Here is a 21,733-nt window from a genome sequence, read left to right as displayed (position 1 = left end):
GCTTGCGGGCGGCGGCGCCACGGCGCCCGTCGCGCCGGCCGGCGGCAAGCCCCGTCGCAAGCCCCGTCGCAAGCTCGGCCACCGAGGCGGCGACGGCGGCGCTGTGGGAGACGAGCACGATCCCGACGAGCTTGTCCGCCTTGTCCCCGGCGTCACCCACCGGACTCACCGGACTCATCCGCCGTCTCGGCGAGCGCCGCCATCAGCAGCGCCGATGAGGTGGCGCCCGGGTCCTGGTGCCCGATGCTGCGCGCGCCCAGATAGCTCGCCCTGCCCTTGCGGGCCTGCAACGGCGTCGTAGCGGCGGCGCCCTCCTCGGCAGCCGCCCGGGCCGCCGCGAAGGAGTCGGCGAGCGCGTCGACGGCCGGCACCAGCGCGTCGATCATGGTCTTGTCGCCCGGTGCCGCGCCTCCCAGCGTCATCACGGCGTCGACGCCGGTGCGCAGCGCGTCCGTGAACCGCGCCCGGTCGACCTCGGCCGCGTCACCGAGTTCCTTGCCGGTACGGCGCAGCAGCGTCCCGTACAGCGGTCCGGAGGCGCCGCCGACCGTCGAGATCAGCTGCCGTCCGGCGAGTGTCAGGACGGCGCCGGGCGTGTCCGGTGCCTCTTTCTCCAGAGTGGCCACCACCGCGGTGAATCCGCGCTGCAGGTTGCTGCCGTGGTCGGCGTCGCCGATCGGTGAGTCCAGGTCGGTCAGCCGTTCCGCCTCGCGGTCCACGGACGCGGCGGTCGCCGTCATCCAACGGCGGAAGAAGTCGGCGTCGAGCACGGAATCTCCTTGCGTGGTACGGATGTTGACGGAGGGTCAGGCGAGCTCACATGCCCCAGCGCAGGCCCGGCGTGCTGACCGGTGCGTTCCACAGGCGCAGCAGTTCCTCGTCGACCTGACACAGCGTCACCGACGCGCCGGCCATGTCGAGGGAGGTGACGTAGTTGCCCACCAGGGTGTGCGCCACCGGGACCCCGCGCTCGGTCAGCACGCGCTGGACCTCCGCATTGAAGCCGTACAGCTCCAGGAGCGGGGTCGCGCCCATGCCGTTCACCAGGACCAGCACGGGGTTGCGCGGCGTGAAGTCGTCCAGGATCGCGTGCACGGAGAAGTCGGCGATCTCGCGCGAGGTCATCATCGCGCGCCGCTCCCGGCCGGGCTCGCCGTGGATGCCGACGCCCAGCTCCAGTTCGCCGCTCGGCAGGTCGAAGGTCGGGCTGCCCTTGGCCGGGGTGGTGCAGGCGCTGAGGGCGACCCCGAAGCTGCGGGAGTTCTCGTTGACCTGCCGGGCCAGCGCCTCGACCCGCTCCAGCGGCGCGCCCTCGTCGGCGGCGGCGCCCGCGATCTTCTCCACGAACAGCGTGGCGCCCGTACCGCGCCGCCCTGCCGTGTACAGGCTGTCGGTGACGGCGACATCGTCGTTGACGAGGACCTTCGCGATCTGGATGCCCTCGTCCTCGGCGAGTTCCGCGGCCATGTCGAAGTTCAGTACGTCGCCCGTGTAGTTCTTCACGATGAACAGCACGCCCGCGCCACTGTCCACGGCGGCCGCCGCACGCACCATCTGGTCCGGCACCGGAGACGTGAAGACCTCGCCGGGGCAGGCCGCCGACAGCATCCCGGGACCCACGAAACCGCCGTGCAGCGGCTCGTGCCCCGACCCGCCGCCGGAGACGAGGCCGACCTTTCCGGCCACCGGAGCGTCCCGCCGTACGATCACGCGGTTGTCCACGTCCACCGTCAGCTCCGGATGAGCGGCCGCCATGCCCCGCAGCGCGTCCGCGACGACTGTCTCCGCGACGTTGATGAGCATCCTCATGGTTACCTCCTGGTGCGATGAACAGGCAGGGCTCTGGGTCTCGTGATCAGGGTAGGCGGCCGAGTGGGGAGGAGGGGTCCGTCCACCGGCAGTATCTGCGCTTTGGTCCCGGAGGTCACCCGTCGCGCAGGCTGTCCGCGGCGCCGGGACTACGGCCGCACGGAGGCGCGTTGCTCAAGGACGCTCAGGGTCCGCTCGGCCCATCGGATGTTCTCCTGCTCGAAGGCGCGGCCCCGCATCAGGGACAGATACGGCCCGACGCGCTCGGCCCGTTCCAGGAACTCGTGTTCGGTGCGGCCGTCGAGGAGACGGTCGCGGAGCCGGTCGAAGCGGGCCAGCTTGTCGCGTGACCGCTCCAGCTGCCCGGCGACCGCCGACCGTACGGCCTGCTCGTCGCCCTCGTCGACGGCCTGGACCTTGACCATGAGTTCGGAGCGGATGGCCGTCGGCTTCGGCGGTTCGGCCGTGAACGCGTACAGGGCCCGGCGGCCGGCCTCGGTGAGGGAGAACAGCCGCTTGTTCGGCCGGCGCTCCTGCTCCACGAGCCGGGCCGCCACGAGCCCTTCGGACTCCATGCGGTCGAGTTCGCGGTACAGCTGCTGTGGGGTCGCCATCCAGAAGTTGGCCACCGAGGCGTCGAAGCCCTTGGCGAGGTCGTATCCCGACGCCTCGCCCTCCAGGAGGGTGGCCAGGAGTGCGTTGCGCAATGCCATGCCCCCAGGCTAGACGGCACCCGCCGCGATGACTAACCTACTCCGCATCTAGTCAACTAATTGAGTAAGAAAGGTGGGCGTGATGCACCCCTTCCGCAAGGCCGTGGAGGCCGACGACTTCACCGGCATCGAGAGCCTGCTGGCCGACGACGTCGTCTTCACCAGCCCCGTCGTCTTCAAGCCCTACCCCGGCAAGGCGATCACCGCCGCCATCCTGCGCGGCGTCTCCCGTGTCTTCACCGACTTCGAGTACGTGCGGGAGATCGCCGACGGCCGCGACCACGCCCTCGTCTTCAAGGCCAAGGTGGGCGAGAGGGAGATTCACGGCTGCGACTTCCTGCACATGGACGAGGACGGCAGGATCGACGAACTGACGGTCATGGTCCGCCCGCTGTCGGCGGCGCTGGCCCTCTCCGAGGCGATGGGCGCGCAGTTCGAGGAGATCGCGGCGGAGGCGGCGCGGGCGGAGGGCGCCTGAGCGCTTTCGTGGCTTGAGTACGCGGGTTGCGGTGGCGGCCTGCGAGGCGTGGGCGCCTCGGTATCGGCGCGGGTGCCGCAGGCTGCTGGTTTGACCCTATTTCCTTCGGCTACCCGCGTCTTGTGACTACGACGACATCTCAGCAGGAGCTCTATCAATTCCTGGAGGACCGCTTTGCCTGCGCACAGGCCTGCACGGAATGCGCGCGGGAGTGCGCGCTGCGTGCGAGCCTCGCGGAGCCGGACGGATCCGAAGAGGACCAACGCGTAAGGCGCGAAGGCGTCCTGTGCGCCGAGGTGTGCGACGCGACCTGTCGCGTGCTGTCCGAGCAGATCCGCGAGGACGAGTCCGGCCTGCGCATCCAGGCGGAGTGGTGCCGCGAGGTCTGCCTGGCGTGCGCCCGGGTCTTCGACGAGTACGCCGGCGCCGAGGACGGGGCGAAGGCCTGCCGCATCTGCGCCCAGGCCTGCACGGACTTCATCGCGACACTGCTCTGACGGACTTCCTCGCGACACCGCTCCGGGCACGGAGCTCACCTCGTGCCCGGCGTCAGTCCGAGACCCCGAGCGGCCGTCCGGCCCGTACGTTCCAGCGCCCCGATCGCCCGCTGAACTCGGTGGCGGTCAACGGCGGCACGTCGACCCGCCAGAACGCGGACTCCGGTGCCCCCAACGTCCGTACCACCAAGGCGCGTACGACCTCGGGCTCCACCACGGCGACCGTCCGGCCCGCGACGTGTGCGGTCGCGTCCAGCCAGTGCGCCACCCGTGTGCAGAAGGCCTCCACCGACTCGCCGTCGTGCGGCGCCGAGCCCGGATCGGACAGCCATCGGGCCACCGCCTCCGGTTCCCTCGCGCTCACCTCCTCCAGGGTCGCGCCGCGCCAGCGGCCCACGTCCAGGCCCGCGAGTTCCGGCGCGTCCGCCGCCGTACCGAGGCCGAGCGCGTGCGCGGTCTCGCGGCAGCGCACCGAGGGGGAGACCAGCGGCCGGTCCACGGCCGCAACCGCCCCCGCGGCCGCCCGCGCGAGGCGCAGCCCCGTGGTATCAACCGGACATCCATCGTCGAAGCGGGCTTCCCGTACGGCCACACTCATTGCGGCTGAGATCAACATCACTCGGCTCGTCATACGTCCACTCTCGTGCTCAACACCCGTGTGAAATCGGGGAACTGACGACGTGACCAGGCCACCGGCGCACCCTCCGCGCCTTCGTGCGCCCTTGGCCGCAACCCCGGTTCGCGGTACGGTCTCGTCGATATTGACGACGGTTCGGCGGAAGCCGGTGAGAATCCGGCACGGTCGCGCCACTGTAAGCCCAGCAAGAGCCACTCCCACCAGGGGTGGTGAAGGTCGAGCAAGTCAGACCCGCAGCCGTCGTCCTGTGCACCACCGAAATGGGACGCGAGTTCCCCAGGAGGTTCTGCCCCATGGCGCAGTCCGTCGCTCAGCCGACCGCTACACCCACCGCTGTTCCCGCCAAGCTGCCGATCGGTGCGATCGCCCCCTGGGCGGTCTTCTTCGGCATCCTGATGCTGGTTCTGCTCTACTTCGTCGGCGCCGAACAGGGCGCCACATCCGTGATGTCGGGCTCGGACGTCCACGAGTGGGTGCACGACGCCCGCCACCTGCTCGGCTTCCCCTGCCACTGACGGCGCCGGGGAATCGTAGAAGCTCATGAACTCCGCAACTGTCAGAAACCTCCTGGTACGGGGCATGCTCGCGGGTCTCGCCGCGGGCCTGCTCGCCCTGGTCGTCGCCTACTTCCTCGGTGAGCCGCGCGTGGACTCGGCGATCGCCTACGAGGAGTCGCACAGTCACGAGCACGGCATGGAGGTCGTCTCCCGCACGATGCAGTCCACCGGTGGCCTGGCCACCGGCGTCCTCGTCTACGGGGTCGCCTTCGGTGGCATCGCCGCCCTCGCGTACTGCTTCGCGCTCGGCAGGATCGGGCGCTTCGGACCGCGTGCCAGTGCGCTGCTCCTCGCGGCGGCGGGCCTCCTCGCGGTCTACGTCGTGCCGTTCCTGAAGTACCCCGCCAACCCGCCGTCCGTGGGCGAGCCCGACACCATCGGTAAGCGCACCACGCTGTACTTCCTGATGATGGTGCTCAGCGTGCTGCTGGCCGTCGCCACCGTGATCCTGGGCAAGCGCCTCGCGCCACGCCTGGGCAACTGGAACGCGACACTGGCCGCGGGGGCGTTCTTCCTCCTCGCCATCGGCCTCGCATACGGGTTCCTGCCCGCGGTGAACGAGGTGCCGAAGGACTTCTCGGCCAGCCTCATCTGGCAGTTCCGGCTGGCCGCCCTGGCCATCCAGCTGACCCTGTGGACGGCCTTCGGGCTGATCTTCGGTGTGCTGGCGGAGCGGGTGCTGTCACCGAAACCGGCCAAGGCCGCGGAGAAGCGAGCGGAGGCGCGGGCGACTCCCGTCGCACGCTGACCACCACTCGATCGCCGCACGGCTTCATCGATCCACCGATCGATCCACCGAAGTGCCGCTCGACGGCGCAGGGCCCCCGGATATGGCGCGAATCCTGGGGGCCTTTCGCATGCGTACGTCACCGGCATTCCCAATTTCTGAAACACGTTCTACGGTGTGCGCCGTCAGGTCCGGCCTTGGAGCCAGGAGGCGCCGTGCATCTCGAATACACGCCCGAGCAGCAGCGGTTGCGCACCGAGCTGCGCGGATACTTCGCGGACCTGGTGCCCGACCACGCCTATGCGCGCTACGGCGACCCCGCGGCCCAGAAGCGCTTCTACCGCGAGACGATCCGCCGGCTCGGCACGGACGGCTGGCTCGGCGTGGGCTGGCCCACGGAGTACGGCGGGCGCGGCCTGAGCCCCATGGAGCAGTTCATCTTCTTCGACGAGGCCGCTCAGGCGGGCGTCCCGCTGCCGCTGATGGCCCTCAACACGGTCGGCCCGACGATCATGCAGTTCGGCAGCGACGAGCAGAAGGCGTACTTCCTGCCGCGCATCCTCTCCGGCGAGATCGACTTCGCGATCGGCTACAGCGAGCCCGACGCGGGGACGGATCTCGCCGCGCTCAAGACCCGGGCCATACGTGACGGAGACGAGGCCACCGGCCATTACACGGTCAACGGCCAGAAGATCTGGACGACCAATGGCGACACCGCCGACTGGGTGTGGCTGGCCGTGCGCACCGACCCCGACGCGCCGCCGCACAAGGGCATCACCATGCTCCTCGTGCCGACCTCGGACCCCGGCTACTCCTGCACGCTCATCAACACCCTCGCCTCGCACGACACCACTGCCAGCTACTACGAGAACATCCGCGTCCCCGCCTCCCGCCGGGTCGGCGAGGAGAACAAGGGCTGGCGGCTGATCACCAACCAGCTCAATCACGAGCGCGTCACGCTCGCCGCGCACGGCACCATGGCGATCCGCGCCCTGCACGACGTACAGCGCTGGGCGATGGAGACCAAGCTCGCCGACGGCCGCCGCGTCGTCGACCTCCCCTGGGTCCGCCGCCGCCTCGCGCAGACCCACACCCGCCTCGACGCGATGAAACTCCTCAACTGGCAGATGGTGAACGCCGTCCAGGAAGGCACCCTCACCCCGCAGGACGCCTCCGCCGTCAAGGTGTACGGCTCCGAGACGCGCCGCGACGCCTACGCCTGGCTGATGGAGATCGTCGCCACCCCCGGCATCCTCAAGGAGGGATCAGCGGGCACCGTGCTCCACGGCGACCTGGAACGTGGCTACCGCTCGGCGGTGATCTTCACCTTCGGCGGCGGGAACAACGAGATCCAGCGCGAGATCATCTCCTGGATCGGTCTGGGGATGCCGCGGGTACGGCGCTAGCCTGCTGGTGTGGACGCGGACCCCGGGCTCTTCGGACCCTCCTCGGTGACCTGGCAGATGCACGGCGACCCCATGATGTGGGTCGCCGGAGTCCGTGCGCTCTATCTGCAGGCGCTGCACCCGCGCGCGGTGCGGGGCGTCATGCAGAACTCCGACTTCCGGCGCGATGCGTGGGGCCGGCTGATACGGACCGCGAACTTCGTGGGGACGACGACGTACGGCACCGCGGAGGCCGCCGAGCGGGCAGGTGCGCGCGTACGGAAGATCCACACGATGCTGCGAGCGACGGACCCGGACAGCGGGGAGCGGTACCGGGTCGACGAGCCCGAACTGCTGCTGTGGGTGCACTGCGCCGAGATCGACTCCTATCTGCACGTCCTGCGGCGCTCCGGGTTCCGGCTCACGGACGCCCAGGCCGACCGCTACATCGGTGAGCACCGCGTCAGCGCGCGGCTGGTGGGCCTCGACCCCGAGGACGTACCGGCGAATCGGACGGAGCTGGCCGCCTACTTCGAGAAGGTGCTGCCGGAGCTGGCCGCGGGCCCGGAGGCGCGGGACGTGGACGACTTCCTTCGCCGTCCGCCCACGCACCCGCTGCTCGTCCCGGCACGTGCGCTGCTGTGGCGGCGCGTGGCCGGTATGGCGTACGCCGCTCTGCCTCCGTACGCCCATGAGTTGTACGGCAGAGCGGCCCCGCCATCGACCGTGGTGACCCGGCGCCTGCGTCTCACGGGCACCTTGCTGCGCTGTGTTCCCGCGCGTCTGCGCTGGCAACTCCCGCCCAAACACATTATCCGCGCCATGTCACGGCTCGGCCCCGGCTCGCGCCCGGCACCGTACAAAGTCGGCAGACAGCTCGCCATACTGGACGGGCCGGGGGAGGGCGAGGCGAGCAGCGACGGGGGCGATCGCGCGAGATGGCGGAAACCAGGCTGATCCAGAGCCGGTACCGGCTGCTCGATCTGATCGGGCGCGGCGGTATGGGCGAGGTGTGGCGCGCCCGCGACGAGTCGCTGGGCCGGCAGGTCGCCGTGAAGTGCCTCAAGCCCCTCGGCCCGCACCATGATCAGTCCTTCACGCGTGTCCTGCGGGAGAGGTTTCGCCGCGAGGCCCGGGTGGCCGCCTCGCTCCAGCACCGCGGAGTGACCGTCGTGCACGACTTCGGCGAGTCCGACGGCGTGCTCTATCTCGTCATGGAGCTGCTGGAGGGACGCAACCTCAGCCAGGTCCTGGAGGACAACAAGCAGCACCCGCTGCCGGTCGCCGACGTGGTCGAGATCGCCGACCAGGTGACCGCGGCGCTCGCCTACACCCACCAACAGGGCATCGTGCACCGGGACCTGAAGCCCGCCAACATCATGCGACTGACCGACGGCACCGTGAAGATCTGCGACTTCGGCATCGCCCGCCTCGGCCATGACATCGGCTTCACCTCCCGGCTGACCGGCACCGGAATCGCGATGGGCACCCCGCACTACATGTCGCCGGAGCAGATCGGCGGCTCCCAGGTGGACCACCGCAGCGACCTGTACTCGTTCGGCTGCGTGCTGTACGAAATCGCCACCGGGGCCCCGCCGTTCGACCTCGACGACGCGTGGGCGGTGCTGGTCGGGCACCGCGACACGCCGCCCGAACCGCCGCGCGCCCGGCGGACCGAACTCCCCGAGTACCTGGAGCGGATCATCCTCGATCTGCTGGCCAAGCAGCCCGAGCAGCGGCCGCAGGACGCCCGTGAGGTAGGCCGACGGATCAGTGCGGGCCGCACCACACCGGTGTACGTACCGACGGTGGTGACGCCCGCCGTGCACCGGCCCGCGACGGAGCGCCGGCCCGCGGCACCCTCGATCCGGACACGCCCGGAGCAGCCGCCCGCGCGTGAACCCCGCCTGCCCTCCTGGACCCGCGGCATGACCACCGGCCACAAGGCGACCGGCGCCGACCTGCGCTCCACGCCGCCGGACGCCGCTGCGGGGCTCACCGGCGAGTGGATCGCCCGCCCTGCCACCACCGACATGCGCGAGCCGGCACACGGTGAACGCCCGGCGCCGTCACCGGAGTTGGTCACCACGCTCGCCGGGCGGCACAACGCAGGGCTGAGCCTGGGACGGCTCGGCCGGTGGACCGAGGCGGGCGAGGTGCACCGCGCGGTCGCCGTCGAACGCGAACACGCCCTGGGTCCCGACCACCCGGACACCCTCGCCAGTCGCTACGAGGTCGGCTTCACACTCAGTCGCACCGGGCACCCCGCCGGAGCGCTGCGCGAGTACGCGCACGTCGCTCAGGCCAGGGAGCGCGTGCTCGGCTCCGACCACCCCGACACGCTGGCCGCACGCCAGGAAATGGCCTATGTGCTCGGCCAGTTGGGCCGTCACTTCGAGGCGCACCAGGCCTACACCTCGGTGCTCGCCGCCCGCGAGCACGCCATGGGCCCCGACCACCCCGACACCCTGCGCTGCCGCCACAACCTCGCGTTCAACCTCAGCAGACTCGGGCGGCTGGAGGACTCGTACCGCATGGCGACAGAGGTGGCGTCGGCCCGCGCCCGGGTGCTCGGCGCGACCCACCCCGACACGCTCGTCACCCGCTACGAAGTCGCTTATGCACTCGGCCAGTTGGGCCGCTGGCCCGAGGCGCTCCAGACGTATCAGGAGGTGGCCGACGCGCGCGCCCGTGCGCTGGGCCCCGACCATCCGGACACCCTCGCCGCCCGCTACGAGGTCGGGATCAGCCTCGGCCGGCTCGGCCGCAGCGCGCAGGCCCTGGAGCTGTACCGCGACCTGATCGAGGACCGCACCCGGGTGCACGGCCCCGCCCACCCCGAGACCCTGCGCGCCCGGCACGGCCTCGGCGTCAACCTCGGCCGGATGGGCCGCTGGGAGGAGGCGCTCGCCGAGTCCCGCGACGTGTGCGCGATCCGCGAGCGTGTCCTGGGTCCCGACCACCCGGACACCCTCGTCAGCCGCCGTGAGGTCGCCGTCGGCCTCGGCTGGCTCGGCCGCTGGGCCGACGCGCTCACCGAGTACCGGCGTGTCGCCGCCGCTCGCGAACGGGTCCTGGGCCCCGACCACCCGGACGCCCTCGCCAGCCGCAACGACGAGGCGCACTGCCTGGAACAGCTCGGCCGAGGCCAGGAGGCCGTGGAGCTGTACCGCAGGGTGGCGGTGCTGAGGCAGCAGCGGGCGTCCGGCGGGCATTGAGCCACGACTGACGGTGGGTGACCGCGGGCTCCTACGGGCAGCGCCGCGCCCAGCGGCCGCAGGCGTGACCCGCGCCCCGCGCCCCGGACCCCGGGGCCTGCGCCCGGACGGGTGCCCGCCGCCTGCCGCGCAGCTCTGGCCGCCGTAGATCATCCCGTGCTACGAAGAGGCATGCCTGCACTTGAGGGATACGACGCCGTCATCGTCGGCGGTGGTCACAACGGTCTGGTCGCCGCCGCTTACCTGGCCCGGGCCGGGCAATCGGTCCTGGTCCTGGAGCGGCTGGGGGCCACCGGGGGCGCCGCCGTGTCCACCCGGCCCTTCGCCGGGGTCGACGCGCGGCTGTCGCGATACTCGTACCTGGTCAGCCTGCTGCCCCGGAAGATCGTGCGGGACCTCGGGCTCGACTTCCGCGTCCGTGGGCGCACCGTGTCGTCGTACACGCCCGTCGAGCGGGACGGACGTCCCACCGGGCTGCTCGTCGGCGGCGGCGAGCGGCGCACCCGCGAGGCGTTCGCCCGGCTGACCGGCTCGAACGGTGAGTACGCGTCCTGGCAGCGCTTCTACGGCATGACGGGCCGCGTCGCCCAGCGTGTGTTCCCCACTCTCACCGAACCCCTGCCCAGCCGCGACGAACTGCGCACCCGCGTCGACGACGAGGAGGCCTGGCGCCTGCTGTTCGAGGAGCCGATCGGGACGGCCGTCGAGGAGTACTTCGCCGACGACCTCGTCCGAGGCGTCGTCCTCACCGACGCGCTCATCGGGACCTTCGCCGACGCCCATGACGCCTCCCTGCGGCAGAACCGATGCTTCCTCTACCACGTGATCGGCGGCGGCACCGGCGCCTGGGACGTGCCCGTCGGAGGCATGGGGGCCCTCACCGACGCGATCGCCACGGCGGCGCGCGCCGCGGGCGCCGTCGTCGCCACCGGGCACGAGGCGGTGCGGATCGAGACGGACGGGCGGGCCGCCGAGGTCACCTACCGGACCGCCGACACGGAGGGCGTGGTCGCGGCCCGGCACGTCCTCGTGAACGCCTCGCCGCAGGAGCTCGCCGCCCTCACCGGCGCCGCACCGCCCGCCCCGGCCGAGGGCGCCCAGCTCAAGGTGAACATGCTGCTCACACGGCTGCCGAGGCTGCGCGACACCTCCGTGGACCCGCGTGAGGCGTTCGCCGGAACCTTCCACATCGCCGAGGGCTACGAGCAGTTGGCGACCGCGCACGCCCAGGCCGCATCCGGCGAACTGCCCGCCGCCCCGCCCTCGGAGATCTACTGCCACTCCCTCACCGACCCGACCATCCTCGGCCCCGACCTCGTCGACCAGGGCTACCAGACCCTCACCCTCTTCGGCCTGCACACGCCCGCCCGGCTCTTCGCGCGCGACAACGACGGTGTGCGCGAGGAACTCCTCAAGTCGACGCTGGCGCAACTCGACGCCCACCTCGCCGAGCCCCTCGCCGACTGCCTCGCCACCGACGCCGACGGCCGCCCCTGCATCGAGGCGAAAACCCCGCTCGACCTGGAACGCGACCTGCGTCTGCCCGGCGGCAACATCTTCCACCGCGATCTCGCCTTCCCCTACGCCCAGGAAGGCACCGGCCGTTGGGGTGTGGAGACCCCGCACGCCAACGTGCTGCTGTGCGGCGCGGGCGCGGTGCGCGGCGGAGGCGTGAGCGGGGTGCCGGGGCACAATGCGGCGATGGCCGTGCTGGAGCAGGTCGACGGCTGAGTCGTCGCGCCCCCGGACACCCCCTAGTCGGCCGACGGCGTCCAGCCGGCCGCCTGGATGCGTGCCGTGTCCGCGGGGCGCGCCTCGTCGAAGAGGGTCTCTTCGCCGGTGACGACCCGCAGCCCGTCGACGTAGGCGCCTCGCCCGACGTACAGCCGGTCGGTCGCGTACCGCCAGCGCAGGGTGAGGTGCTGTGCCCCGGGAAGGTCCGCGGCCAGGCGGTGCCAGACGCGCCCCGACCAACCGGTGACCGAGCCGGAGGGGTGTGCGGCGGGGTCCTCGCCGGAGTGTCGGGTGGTGAACGGGAGCGGCTGCCAGGTGGCGCCGTCGTCGGTCGAGGCCTCCAGGAAGAGGGCATCGGACTGGGGTTCGGTGTCCCACCACAGGGTGCAGTGCAGACGGGCGGAGCGGGCCGCGGTGTCGAGCGTGGGCAGCGTCAGGGTCGCCGTGCCGGCGCCGGCCATGCCGGAGAACCAGGCGGTGCGGCCGTGGGCGGGGCGCACCGGCACGGCCCGGGCGAGGCTGTTCGCGGTGGCGACCCGGGGAGCGGAGCCGGATCGCCATGTGCGCACGGGGTGAACGGAGTTGCCGAGGACGATGAGGAACGAGTCGGTCGTCGGGTCGAGGACGAGCGAGGTTCCGGTGAACCCGGTGTGCCCGGCGGTGCGCGGAGTGGCCATCGCGCCCATGTACCAGTGCTGGTAGAGCTCGAAACCGAGGCCGTGCTCGTCGCCCGGGAAGGCGGTGTTGAAGTCGGTGAACATCAGCTGCACCGTCTCCGGCCGCAGGATGCGCGCTCTGCCGTACACGCCGCCGTTGAGGAGCGTGCGGCCGAGGATCGCCAGGTCCCAGGCGCAGGAGAAGACGCCCGCGTGTCCGGCGACACCGCCGAGGCTGAAGGCGTTCTCGTCGTGCACCTCTCCCCACACCAGGCCGCGGTCGAGTCCCGACCAGGGCTTGCGGGCATCCTCGGTGGCGGCGATCTTCGGCTTCCAGGCGGCGGGCGGGTTGTAGCGCGTGCGGTGCATGCCCAGCGGGGCGGTGATCTCGTCGTGCAGGAGGGTGTCGAGAGTGCGGCCGGTGACCCTTTCCAGGACCAGTTGCAGGGAGATCAGGTTCAGGTCCGAGTACAGGTAAGCGGTGCCCGGCGGGTTGAGCGGCGCCTCGTTCCAGATCAGTTGGAGCTTTCCCTCGCGGGTCGGCGCGTTGTAGAGGGGGATCCAGGCGCGGAAGCCGGAGGTGTGGGTGAGGAGTTGGCGGATGGTGATGTCCTGCTTGCCCGCGCCGGCGAACTCCGGGACATAGGCGGCGACCTTCGCCTCCAGCTCCAGCGCGCCGCGCTCCATCTGCTGCACGGCGAGGATGGAAGTGAAGAGCTTGGAGACGGAGGCGAGGTCGAAGACGGTGTCCTCGGCCATGGGGATCTGCTGGTCGGCCGGGAACTCGACGCCGGTGTCCGTCTTCTCGTGGTACGCCGCGTAGCGCACGGCCTTGCCGATCGGCTGGTGCAGGGCCACGATGCCGCCCCGTCCGGCGAGCAGTACGGCGCCCGCGTACCAGGGGTGCTTGGGGGAGGGGCCGAGGAACGACTCGGCGTCGGTGACGAGTTGGCGCAGGTGCTGATCCAGCAGTCCGGCGCGGTGGGCGGTGCCGCGGCGCAGGGTCGGGTGCCGGTGGTTCTTCTCCGCGGCCGTCGCCGGTCCCGCGGGGAAGGGGGCGATGGCCAGGGCGCCGCCCAACGCCATGGCCCGGCGGGCGAGTTGACGGCGGGTCAGTCCACTGCTGCACGGCATCCCGCCCGCCGCGTCGCCGACCGTTCTGCCGTGTGCGCCTTCGGTCATCGAGGAGCCTCCCGCCGCGCCGCCTGAAAGTATCTTTCGGGGTTCGTCGTGCGGAGTGAAACTTTCGTGTCAGTCGTGGGGTGTGTCAACCCTGCCGGTCGGCCCCGTCGTCGTATCGCCCGGATGGCCGGAGAAAACTGACGGAGCATCAGAAAAGGGCTTCCCTCGTCCGGGGGACTGCGGCATCCTGCGGCCATGCAGACGGAGCTGAGCAAGAAACTGGGAGTCGAGCACGCCATCTTCGGCTTCACGCCGTTTCCCGCCGTCGCCGCGGCCATCAGCCGGGCAGGCGGGTTCGGTGTGCTCGGCGCGGTCCGCTACACGGCCCCCGACGATCTCAAACGCGACCTCGACTGGATCGAGGCCCATGTCGACGGAAAGCCCTACGGCCTGGACGTGGTCATGCCCGCCAAGAAGGTGGAGGGCGTGAGCGAAGCCGACGTCGAGGCGATGATCCCCGAGGGGCACCGGCAGTACGTGAGGGACACGCTGGCCAAGTACGGCGTGCCCGAGCTGGCCGAGGGGGAGGCGCCCGGGTGGCGCATCACGGGGTGGATGGAGCAGGTCGCCCGTACCCAGCTCGACGTCGCCTTCGGCTATCCGATCAAACTGCTCGCCAACGCGCTGGGCTCACCACCCCTCGACGTCGTCGAACGCGCCCACGCACAAGGCGTGCTCGTCGCCGCCCTCGCGGGCAGCGCCCGGCACGCGCGCAAGCACGCGGAGGCGGGTATCGACATCGTCGTCGCCCAGGGCTACGAGGCGGGCGGCCACACCGGGGAGATCGCCTCGATGGTGCTCACCCCCGAAGTCGTGGACGCTGTCGACCCGCTGCCCGTGCTGGCCGCCGGCGGCATCGGCAGCGGACCGCAAGTGGCCGCCGCGCTCAGTCTCGGTGCCCAGGGTGTGTGGCTGGGATCCATATGGCTGACCACCACAGAGGCGGACATGCACTCCCGCGCACTGACGCAGAAGCTGCTTGCCGCCGGGTCCGGCGACACCGTCCGCTCGCGGGCGCTGACCGGGAAACCGGCGCGCCAGCTGCGCACCGAGTGGACCGACGCCTGGGACGACCCGAGCGGGCCCGGCACGCTGCCCATGCCGTTGCAGGGCCTGCTCGTCGCCGAGGCGGTCTCCCGCATCCAGAAGCACGAGGTGGAGCCCCTGCTCGGCACTCCTGTCGGTCAGATCGTCGGCCGGATGAACAGCGAGCGCAGCGTCCAGGCCGTCTTCGACGACCTGACGCGGGGATTCGAGGACGCGGTCGACCGGATCAACCGAATCGCCGGAAGGAGCGCTCAGTCGTGAGCACACCCCCGAACGGTTTCTGGGCCCAGGCCTCCGCCGACCCCGAGCGGCCGGTACTGATCACCCCCGACGGTGAGGAGTGGACCGCCGGCCGTCTGCACACCTGCGCCAACCAGCTGGTCCATGGACTGCGGGCGGCAGGCCTGGAACGCGGCGACGCCTTCGCGGTCGTCCTGCCCAACGGTGTCGAGTTCTTCGTCGCCTATCTCGCCGCCTCGCAGGCCGGCTTCTACCTCGTGCCCGTCAACCACCACCTCGTCGGCCCCGAGATCGCCTGGATCGTCTCCGACTCGGGCGCCAAGGTCGTCATCGCCCACGAACGGTTCGCGCAGGCAGCGCGCCACGCCGCCGACGAGGCCGGGCTGCCCGCGGCGCAGCGGTACGCCGTCGGCACGGTCGAGGGCTTCCGGCCCTACGCCGAACTCCTGGACGGACAGCCCGGGTCGGCGCCCGCCGACCGCACGCTCGGCTGGGTCATGAACTACACCTCGGGCACCACCGGACGCCCCCGCGGCATCCGCCGGCCGCTGTCCGGAAAGCTCCCGGAGGAGACCTACCTCGGAGGGTTCCTCGGCATCTTCGGGATCAAGCCGTTCGACGGCAACGTGCACCTGGTGTGCTCGCCGCTCTACCACACGGCGGTGCTCCAGTTCGCGGGCGCGTCCCTGCACATCGGCCACCGGCTGGTGCTCATGGACAAGTGGTCGCCCGAGGAGATGCTGCGTCTCATCGACGCCCACCGGTGCACCCACACCCATATGGTCCCGACACAGTTCCACCGTCTGCTCGCAATGCCGGACCACATCAAACAGACATATGACGTGTCGTCCATGCGGCATGCGATCCACGGTGCCGCCCCGTGCCCGGATCACGTCAAACGGGCCATGATCGAGTGGTGGGGCAACAGCGTCGAGGAGTATTACGCGGCCAGCGAGGGCGGTGGCGCGTTCGCCACCGCCGAGGACTGGCTGAAGAAGCCCGGGACGGTCGGCAAGGCCTGGCCGATCAGCGAACTCGCCGTCTTCGACGACGACGGAAACAGGCTGCCCGCCGGTGAACTCGGCACCGTCTACATGAAGATGAGCACCGGCGGGTTCTCGTACCACAAGGACGAGAGCAAGACGCGGAAGAACCGCATCGGCGACTTCTTCACCGTCGGCGACCTCGGCTACCTCGACGCCGACGGCTACCTCTTCCTCCGCGACCGCAAGATCGACATGATCATCTCGGGTGGCGTCAACATCTACCCGGCCGAGATCGAGGCCGCGCTGCTCAGCCATCCCGCCGTCGCCGACGCCGCCGCCTTCGGCATCCCGCACGACGACTGGGGCGAGGAGGTGAAGGCGGTCGTGGAGCCCGCCCCCGGGCACGATCCGGGCCCTGACCTCGCCGCTGACCTCCTGGCCCACTGCGCACAGCAGCTCGCCGGGTACAAACGCCCCAAGAGCGTCGACTTCATCGAGGTCATGCCCCGCGACCCCAACGGAAAGCTCTACAAACGGCGGCTGCGCGACCCGTACTGGGAGGGACACGCCCGGCCCGTGTGACGTGTCAGGTGCCGTAGCCGTGCGCGGATAATCGTTGGCCCTCATCCTGACTCGGCGGGATGATTCCTGGTGTCGGCCGTGCGACCGCCCGGACAGAAGGGCCGGTCGCACGCTGCTGCCCAAGCTGCGCGCGGTGGGTGCGGATGACGTGCCGCCGGCGATGTCCGTGCACGCGTTCGCGCTGCCCTGGAGGGGACTGCAATGGCGACTGCCGCGACCGAGCCGACCGGCTCCGAGCCCGAGGTCCGCACCGCAGCCGGGGCGCTGCGCGGCACCGTGGACGCGGGAGTGGCGGTTTTCCGTGGCATCCCCTTCGCCGAGCCGCCGGTGGACGCGCTCCGTTTCGCCGCGCCACAGCCGGTGCGGGGCTGGGACGGCGTGCGCCCGGCCAAGGCGTACGGCCCGCCGCCTCCGCAGGCCGGTCACTTCGGCATGGACGCCCTCTCGCGGGACGCGGCGGGCGCCGACTGGCTGACGGTCAACGTCTGGTCGCCCGAACCGCACCCGGGAGCGGAACTTCCGGTCATGGTGTGGATCCAGGGCGGCGCCTACAGCATCGGCATGTCCAGCCTGCCCGAGTACGACGGGGCCCGCCTCGCGCGGGACGGCGGGCTCGTCATGGTGACCTTCAACTACCGCGTGGGCATCGAGGGCTTCGCCCACCTCGACGGAGCGCCGGCAAACCGCGGCCTGCTCGACCAGGTCGCCGCGTTGGAGTGGGTGCGCGACAACATCCGCGCCTTCGGGGGCGACCCGGCGCAGGTCACGGTCTTCGGAGAGTCGGCGGGCGGGGGGTCGGTCGCCGCCCTGTCGGCGATGCCACGTGCGTCCGGGCTCTTCCGCCGGGCGGTCGTACAGAGCATGCCAGGCACGTTCTTCTCACCCGCGCTTGCTGCCGACGTCGCCGCCGCCTGCGCCGCCGAGCTGGGGCTGCGGCCCACGGTGGCCGACCTGTCGACCGTGGCTCCGGACCGGCTGGCCGCCGCCGGTGACGCGGTCGCCGCCAAGACGGCCTCGTTCGTGGATCGTTGGGGTCTGGCCGCCCACCGGTCGATCCCCTTCTCGCCCGTGGTCGACGGCGATGTCCTGCCCGTCACTCCCTGGCAGGCCCTGGCCGACGGCGCCTGCCGGGACATCGAACTTCTCGTCGGACACACCCGCGACGAGCAGCGGCTGTTCACCGTCATCGAGGGCATGTTCGGGCAGGTGACGGAAGACCAGGCGGCGACCGCTCTCCAGCTCTTCGCCCCCGGCCCGGACGGCGTACAGCGCTACCGTGACGCGTTCCCGGCCGCGGGCCCGCAGGAGCTGTACGAACTGGTCAACTCGGACTGGCTGTTCCGCATGCCCAGCCTCCACCTCGCCACCGCGCAGATCGCCGGCGGCGGGCGGGCCCATGTGTACGAACTGGTCTGGCCCGCACCGGGAATGGGAGGCATGTTCGAGGCCTGCCACGGCCTCGACGTACCCCTCGTGTTCGGCAACCTGAGCAGCGGCCGGCCCGCCGTGCTGATCGGCGAGAGTCCCTCGCCCGCCGCGGAGGAGCTGTCCGCGCAGTTCCGCACCGCGTGGACTGCCTTCGCCGCCCACGGCGACCCCGGCTGGCCCGCGTACGACCTCGAGCACCGCCTCACGCGGGTCTTCGACACCCGGCCGGCCGTCACCGCGTATCCGGAGGAGGCCTCCCGTCTGCTCTGGCACAACCACACCTTCCCTGCACTGCCGCTGATCGGCCACTGACGGCGGGCGTTCCTCCGCGAGCCCGACCGCGTGCCCACGTGGCCAACGGACCGAACGTCGCCGGGGGCCGGCGCGTCATAGAGGCGGTACGGCTTCCACCTCGTACCGCACCGCCGCCGCCCGTCACCGTCAGCCCCGGGGGACCCATGCGCACGCACAACGCCCGAACCGTCCATCTCCTGGCGGCACTTGCCCTGTTCGCCATCGGAACCGGCGCACTCGCGGGCTGCGGTGGCGAGAGGGCCGACGGCCTCGGCACGGAGATCACCGGCGCCGATCCCGCGCCGAAGTCGAAGGCCAGGGCCCGGCAGGTCGCCGCCGCCTGGGACGGCTCCACGGCTGCCGCAGCCTGGCGCAGGGGCTACTACCCGATGGGCGACACGGTCCAGCTGCCCGAGCGCGCCTTCCGCAACGACGCCGACAAACGGGCCTACGGCGCCCACAACTTCGTCCTGCACACTCGACTCCCCACCGCCGCACCGAAGAACGGCCACGTGAAGTGGGAGAGCGGCGGCTCGCTCACGCTGCCGCTGACGGGGGCGCGGACGGCGTACGAAGCCTTGGCCGACGGCAGTGGCGACGGGCCGCACCTCACGGTGACGGGCGCCGAACTGGGCGAGACGAGCCTGCTCACCAGCCGCGGCCGGGCGACCGTCCCGGCCTGGCTGTTCACCGTGAAGGGCTACGACACCCCGCTCAAGCAAGTCGCCCTCAGCCCGTCGAAGCCCCCCGCGCCGCCGATCAAGCCGGCCGCCGATTTGCCCAGCGGTCAGTTGTGGCCGCTCGGCGGCCTGGTGGAGGTGGCCGCGGACGGCCGGTCCGTCACGGTGATCGCCCAGCACGGTGCGTGCGACGACGGCCCGGCCGTGCACGTCCTGGAGACGGACGGAAGCGTGGTGCTGTACGCCTCCATGGTCGGCACGAAGGACGGGGCCTGCACCGCCCAACTGATCGGCGAGAAGGTGACGGTGAAACTGGACCGGCCGGCCGGCGACCGCGTCCTTTTGGACGCGTTCACGGGCCGGCCGGTGCCGTACGGCGAAGGACACGGGTACGCGCCGAACCGAAGCTGAACCCGTCCGCTTCGCCCCGCCCCGCCCCGCCGCGGCCGGCGGGGCGAAGCGGTCTGTCAGCGGTGCTCGCCGATCCGGACGATCCTGAGCGCGGGCGAGGACAGGATCTCCCGCTCACAGAACCGGGACGTCACCCACTTCTCCCCGGAGAACAGCCGCGTCTGATCGCTGTAGTGCGGCGAGTTCGGATTCGAGGACTGGGAGTACGTCAACAGCGTACGGGCGACCGGGCAGCGGCCGCCGTTCCAGCCGACGGCCTGGATGTAGCTCGAACCGGTGGTGACCTCCGCGTATCCGCCCGCTGCCGCGTTCCACACCGACTCGATCTTGTTCCACACGCCGAGCGACTCGGTGCCGCCCGGCACGGGGATCCGCTCGGCGCCGCGAACGACGAACTGGTTCGCGCCGAGCTTCGCGTCCAGGGCGATGCCGGCCGCACGCAGCTCCGTCACCGCATCGGCGAGGGCCGTCGCGAAGCCCGGCGCGCCGGTGTTGAGGGTGCTCGGCGTGTGGACCGGGTCCGCCGCCGAGAACGGGACCTTCCACAGCTGCGCGGCCGGGACCGCGGCTGTCAGCCTGCGCCAGAACCGGTCGAAGAGCAGCGCGCCCCGGCTGTCGGTGTTCATGGAGTGGTCCCAGGCCTTCAGTACACCGCACGCCCCCGAGACGTCAACGGCGGTTCCGTCACTGCCCGTTGCCGTGCCGCCCGGCAGCGAGGCGCAGCCGGCCGCGGCGTCGTCCGCGATGAGATCGCCCGCGGGCACCCGGTTCGCGAACTGCTGCTGTTGCAGGTCACCGACGGTCAGACCGCCCTTCGCGGCCATCGCCGCCACGTCCTCGACCGCGCCGCGTGTGCGCATCGAACGCTGGGTGCCGATCGTGCCGAAGACCCGCTCGTACCCGGTCAGCGGCCGGTCGGCATTGGCCAGCCAGGCACTGTCGTTGGAGTTCTCCGCGTACGAGGCGTCCTTGAGCACCGGCATCTTCGCCGGTCCGAAGATCCCCGGCTGCGCGGCGTCGGGGTCGCTGCCCAGTGCGCAGTCGCCGCGCGAGCCGTCCAGAATCGCGACCCCCGCCGACGGATACGTGACCTTTCCGAGCAGTGTGGAGCAGCGCTGCGCCAGCTCGTCGGTGATCCGGGGGAGTACTTGTGACTGCGTGTACAGCGAGTGCCCTTCGGAGTCCGCGGCGATGGTGTTCACCCAGGGCATCCCCTGCGTGCGTCGCAGGGAGGCGAGGACGCCGGCCGTGCTGCGGGCCTTGCTGAAGCCGAGCGCGGTGTCGGAGGCGCGCAGGTTCTGGGAGTTGGGGTCATTGAGGGCGTACGCCGTCGTGGAGCTCCAGGGCAGCGGGAGCTGCGCGCCCAGCGAGGTGATGACCGGCCCGTACCGGGTCCACCACTGCGCACGGGTCACCGGCACGCCGTCCTTCACGTCGACGGTGACGGTCCGCCGGGTCATCCGCTCCGGCTTGCCGTCGACGAGATACGTCGTCGGATCGGCGGGGTCCAGGGTCAGCTGATGCAGGTTGAGTGTCACGCCCGTCGCGACGGTGTGGCTCCACGCCACGTGTGCGTTGTGGCCGATGGATATCGTCGCCGAGCCGAGCAACGAGCCGCCCGCGACGTTCAGTTCGCCGGGGATGGTCTGCTGCGACTGCCAGAAGCGGCGGCCGCCCTGCCAGGGGTAGTGCGGGTTGCCGAGCAGCAGACCGCGGCCGTTCGCGGTCGTGGTCCCGCTGAAGGCGACCGCGTTGGAGCCCATGTCGGCCTGGTCGGCGGCGAAGAGGTCGCGCGCGGCGCGGGCGGCGCTCTGCGCGTCCGGGGCGGCCGTGGTCGAGGATGTGGCCGTCGGCGGCTGCGCGGCCGTGATGCCGTCGACGCCGCGGCCCTGGCCGCCGAGCACAGCTAGCGCGAAGGTGCGCGCGGCCACGTCCAGGGTCGTCACCGGCCGGACCCAGCCGGCCCCCTTGCAGGCCGGGTCGCTGATCCTGTTCTGGGCGAGCCAGGCGTTGTAGCCCGCCGCCCACCCGCGCGTCAGGTCCTTCACCTGGCGGCTCGGACCCCGAGGCGCGGGCTCCGCGAGCAGCTTCTCCACGGTGCCCGTCTTTCGTACCCCGCGGAAGTACAGGTCGCTGGAGAGGTTCTTGGTGGCGGAGGACAGCGAGCCGTCGGGCGCGGCGTCGGGTCCGAACCAGCGGGAGCGTTCGCCGCGTACGGTCACGAAGCCGTCGGCGAGCGTGCACACCTGGTCGGCGGCCTGCGCCCAACCCGTGCCGAAGCCGAGGTCTGCGTAGTCCTTCGCGACGATGTGCGGAATGCCGTACTCGGTGTAGCGGATCACGGCGGACAGACCGCCGTGCGAGGGATGTTCCTGACGGCCTTGTCGTTCGGCCGCGGCCGCCGGCAGTGTGGCCGTGGCGGTGAGCAGGGCGACGGCCGTGATGACGAGCCGTCTGAAGCGGGTGCGCATT

The 21,733-nt window shown here is 71.3% G+C and carries 18 protein-coding genes, 1 pseudogene and 1 riboswitch; of the genes and pseudogenes, 12 read left to right on the top strand and 7 right to left on the bottom strand.

Annotated features, from left to right (window positions below):
* The 4 genes and pseudogenes from ABZS97_RS24715 to ABZS97_RS24700 form a co-directional block, all read right to left on the bottom strand.
* Positions 1–178, bottom strand: a pseudogene (locus ABZS97_RS24715) (PTS fructose transporter subunit IIA); the annotation flags it as partial.
* Positions 153–770, bottom strand: coding sequence for a dihydroxyacetone kinase subunit DhaL (gene dhaL, locus ABZS97_RS24710; RefSeq protein WP_356140511.1), 618 nt, complete (start codon positions 768–770; stop codon positions 153–155). The pseudogene ABZS97_RS24715 and the gene dhaL, both read right to left, overlap by 26 nt.
* Positions 771–816: 46 nt before the next feature.
* Complete coding sequence (dhaK, locus tag ABZS97_RS24705; protein ID WP_356140510.1) at positions 817–1,809, bottom strand: dihydroxyacetone kinase subunit DhaK; 993 nt, start codon at positions 1,807–1,809, stop codon at positions 817–819.
* A 149-nt stretch (positions 1,810–1,958) separates the two neighbouring features.
* Complete coding sequence (locus tag ABZS97_RS24700) at positions 1,959–2,522, bottom strand: PadR family transcriptional regulator (protein ID WP_356140509.1); 564 nt, start codon at positions 2,520–2,522, stop codon at positions 1,959–1,961.
* Positions 2,523–2,604: 82 nt separating this feature from the next.
* On the opposite strand from ABZS97_RS24700, the gene ABZS97_RS24695 reads away from it, so the two are divergent.
* Both ABZS97_RS24695 and ABZS97_RS24690 read left to right on the top strand, forming a co-directional pair.
* A complete protein-coding gene (locus ABZS97_RS24695) occupies positions 2,605–3,000 on the top strand; it encodes a nuclear transport factor 2 family protein (protein WP_356140508.1) in 396 nt (131 codons plus the stop codon).
* Positions 3,001–3,122: 122 nt separating this feature from the next.
* On the top strand, positions 3,123–3,497 hold the full coding sequence (locus tag ABZS97_RS24690) for a ferredoxin (RefSeq protein ID WP_356140507.1): 375 nt from the start codon (positions 3,123–3,125) through the stop codon (positions 3,495–3,497).
* 52 nt (positions 3,498–3,549) lie between these two features.
* On the opposite strand, the gene ABZS97_RS24685 is transcribed toward ABZS97_RS24690, so the two are convergent.
* The gene (locus tag ABZS97_RS24685) at positions 3,550–4,128 is read right to left on the bottom strand and encodes a histidine phosphatase family protein (protein WP_356140506.1); all 579 of its coding nucleotides are present in this window, start codon (positions 4,126–4,128) and stop codon (positions 3,550–3,552) included.
* Between the two features lie 99 nt (positions 4,129–4,227).
* A riboswitch (cobalamin riboswitch) is annotated at positions 4,228–4,391 on the top strand.
* A 36-nt stretch (positions 4,392–4,427) separates the two neighbouring features.
* Here ABZS97_RS24685 and ABZS97_RS24680 point away from each other — a divergent pair.
* The 6 genes from ABZS97_RS24680 (at position 4,428) to ABZS97_RS24655 (ending at position 11,752) form a co-directional block, all read left to right on the top strand.
* Positions 4,428–4,649, top strand: a complete 222-nt coding sequence (locus tag ABZS97_RS24680; RefSeq protein ID WP_356140505.1) for a CbtB-domain containing protein — start codon at positions 4,428–4,430, stop codon at positions 4,647–4,649.
* A gap of 25 nt (positions 4,650–4,674) precedes the next feature.
* On the top strand, positions 4,675–5,439 hold the full coding sequence (locus ABZS97_RS24675; protein ID WP_356140504.1) for a CbtA family protein: 765 nt from the start codon (positions 4,675–4,677) through the stop codon (positions 5,437–5,439).
* Positions 5,440–5,633: 194 nt separating this feature from the next.
* Complete coding sequence (locus tag ABZS97_RS24670) at positions 5,634–6,824, top strand: acyl-CoA dehydrogenase family protein (protein WP_356140503.1); 1,191 nt, start codon at positions 5,634–5,636, stop codon at positions 6,822–6,824.
* A gap of 57 nt (positions 6,825–6,881) precedes the next feature.
* Entirely contained in the window at positions 6,882–7,760 is an 879-nt protein-coding gene (locus tag ABZS97_RS24665; protein WP_356140518.1) for an oxygenase MpaB family protein, read from the top strand.
* Complete coding sequence (locus ABZS97_RS24660) at positions 7,742–10,021, top strand: tetratricopeptide repeat protein (RefSeq protein WP_356140502.1); 2,280 nt, start codon at positions 7,742–7,744, stop codon at positions 10,019–10,021. The genes ABZS97_RS24665 and ABZS97_RS24660 overlap by 19 nt, the downstream gene beginning before the upstream one ends.
* Positions 10,022–10,192: 171 nt before the next feature.
* The gene (locus ABZS97_RS24655; protein ID WP_356140501.1) at positions 10,193–11,752 is read left to right on the top strand and encodes an NAD(P)/FAD-dependent oxidoreductase; all 1,560 of its coding nucleotides are present in this window, start codon (positions 10,193–10,195) and stop codon (positions 11,750–11,752) included.
* 23 nt (positions 11,753–11,775) lie between these two features.
* Here ABZS97_RS24655 and ABZS97_RS24650 read toward each other — a convergent pair whose 3' ends face one another.
* Complete coding sequence (locus ABZS97_RS24650) at positions 11,776–13,545, bottom strand: serine hydrolase (protein WP_356140517.1); 1,770 nt, start codon at positions 13,543–13,545, stop codon at positions 11,776–11,778.
* Between the two features lie 243 nt (positions 13,546–13,788).
* On the opposite strand from ABZS97_RS24650, the gene ABZS97_RS24645 reads away from it, so the two are divergent.
* From ABZS97_RS24645 to ABZS97_RS24630, 4 genes are all read left to right on the top strand, one after another.
* On the top strand, positions 13,789–14,901 hold the full coding sequence (locus ABZS97_RS24645) for a nitronate monooxygenase family protein (protein WP_356140500.1): 1,113 nt from the start codon (positions 13,789–13,791) through the stop codon (positions 14,899–14,901).
* Positions 14,898–16,448 carry an acyl-CoA synthetase gene (locus ABZS97_RS24640; RefSeq protein WP_356140499.1) on the top strand — a complete coding sequence of 517 codons (1,551 nt, stop codon included), beginning with the start codon at positions 14,898–14,900 and terminating at the stop codon, positions 16,446–16,448. The genes ABZS97_RS24645 and ABZS97_RS24640 overlap by 4 nt, the downstream gene beginning before the upstream one ends.
* A gap of 201 nt (positions 16,449–16,649) precedes the next feature.
* The gene (locus tag ABZS97_RS24635) at positions 16,650–18,188 is read left to right on the top strand and encodes a carboxylesterase family protein (protein ID WP_356140498.1); all 1,539 of its coding nucleotides are present in this window, start codon (positions 16,650–16,652) and stop codon (positions 18,186–18,188) included.
* Between the two features lie 146 nt (positions 18,189–18,334).
* A complete protein-coding gene (locus tag ABZS97_RS24630; protein WP_356140497.1) occupies positions 18,335–19,261 on the top strand; it encodes a hypothetical protein in 927 nt (308 codons plus the stop codon).
* Between the two features lie 56 nt (positions 19,262–19,317).
* Here the strand turns inward: ABZS97_RS24630 and ABZS97_RS24625 are convergent, their stop codons facing one another.
* Positions 19,318–21,732 (bottom strand): penicillin acylase family protein, encoded by a 2,415-nt coding sequence (locus ABZS97_RS24625; protein ID WP_356140496.1) that lies wholly within the window; start codon positions 21,730–21,732, stop codon positions 19,318–19,320.
* Position 21,733 lies beyond the last annotated feature (1 nt).

Origin of the sequence: Streptomyces sp. NPDC005485, assembly GCF_040606085.1 — a bacterium.
In the GTDB taxonomy this organism is placed as follows: Bacteria; Actinomycetota; Actinomycetes; order Streptomycetales; family Streptomycetaceae; genus Streptomyces.
The sequence above is the reverse complement of the archived record's forward strand: the minus strand, read 5'-3'. Positions and strand labels throughout refer to the sequence as shown.

Coding starts and splice junctions, on each gene's coding strand:
- dhaK (WP_356140510.1), bottom strand. CDS start 1,809: ATGAGGATGCTCATCAACGTCGCGGAGACAGTCGTCGCGGACGCGCTG.
- ABZS97_RS24700 (WP_356140509.1), bottom strand. CDS start 2,522: ATGGCATTGCGCAACGCACTCCTGGCCACCCTCCTGGAGGGCGAGGCG.
- ABZS97_RS24695 (WP_356140508.1), top strand. CDS start 2,605: ATGCACCCCTTCCGCAAGGCCGTGGAGGCCGACGACTTCACCGGCATC.
- ABZS97_RS24685 (WP_356140506.1), bottom strand. CDS start 4,128: ATGACGAGCCGAGTGATGTTGATCTCAGCCGCAATGAGTGTGGCCGTA.
- ABZS97_RS24680 (WP_356140505.1), top strand. CDS start 4,428: ATGGCGCAGTCCGTCGCTCAGCCGACCGCTACACCCACCGCTGTTCCC.
- ABZS97_RS24675 (WP_356140504.1), top strand. CDS start 4,675: ATGAACTCCGCAACTGTCAGAAACCTCCTGGTACGGGGCATGCTCGCG.
- ABZS97_RS24665 (WP_356140518.1), top strand. CDS start 6,882: ATGCACGGCGACCCCATGATGTGGGTCGCCGGAGTCCGTGCGCTCTAT.
- ABZS97_RS24660 (WP_356140502.1), top strand. CDS start 7,742: ATGGCGGAAACCAGGCTGATCCAGAGCCGGTACCGGCTGCTCGATCTG.
- ABZS97_RS24655 (WP_356140501.1), top strand. CDS start 10,193: ATGCCTGCACTTGAGGGATACGACGCCGTCATCGTCGGCGGTGGTCAC.
- ABZS97_RS24650 (WP_356140517.1), bottom strand. CDS start 13,545: ATGCCGTGCAGCAGTGGACTGACCCGCCGTCAACTCGCCCGCCGGGCC.
- ABZS97_RS24645 (WP_356140500.1), top strand. CDS start 13,789: ATGCAGACGGAGCTGAGCAAGAAACTGGGAGTCGAGCACGCCATCTTC.
- ABZS97_RS24635 (WP_356140498.1), top strand. CDS start 16,650: ATGGCGACTGCCGCGACCGAGCCGACCGGCTCCGAGCCCGAGGTCCGC.
- ABZS97_RS24630 (WP_356140497.1), top strand. CDS start 18,335: ATGCGCACGCACAACGCCCGAACCGTCCATCTCCTGGCGGCACTTGCC.
- ABZS97_RS24625 (WP_356140496.1), bottom strand. CDS start 21,732: ATGCGCACCCGCTTCAGACGGCTCGTCATCACGGCCGTCGCCCTGCTC.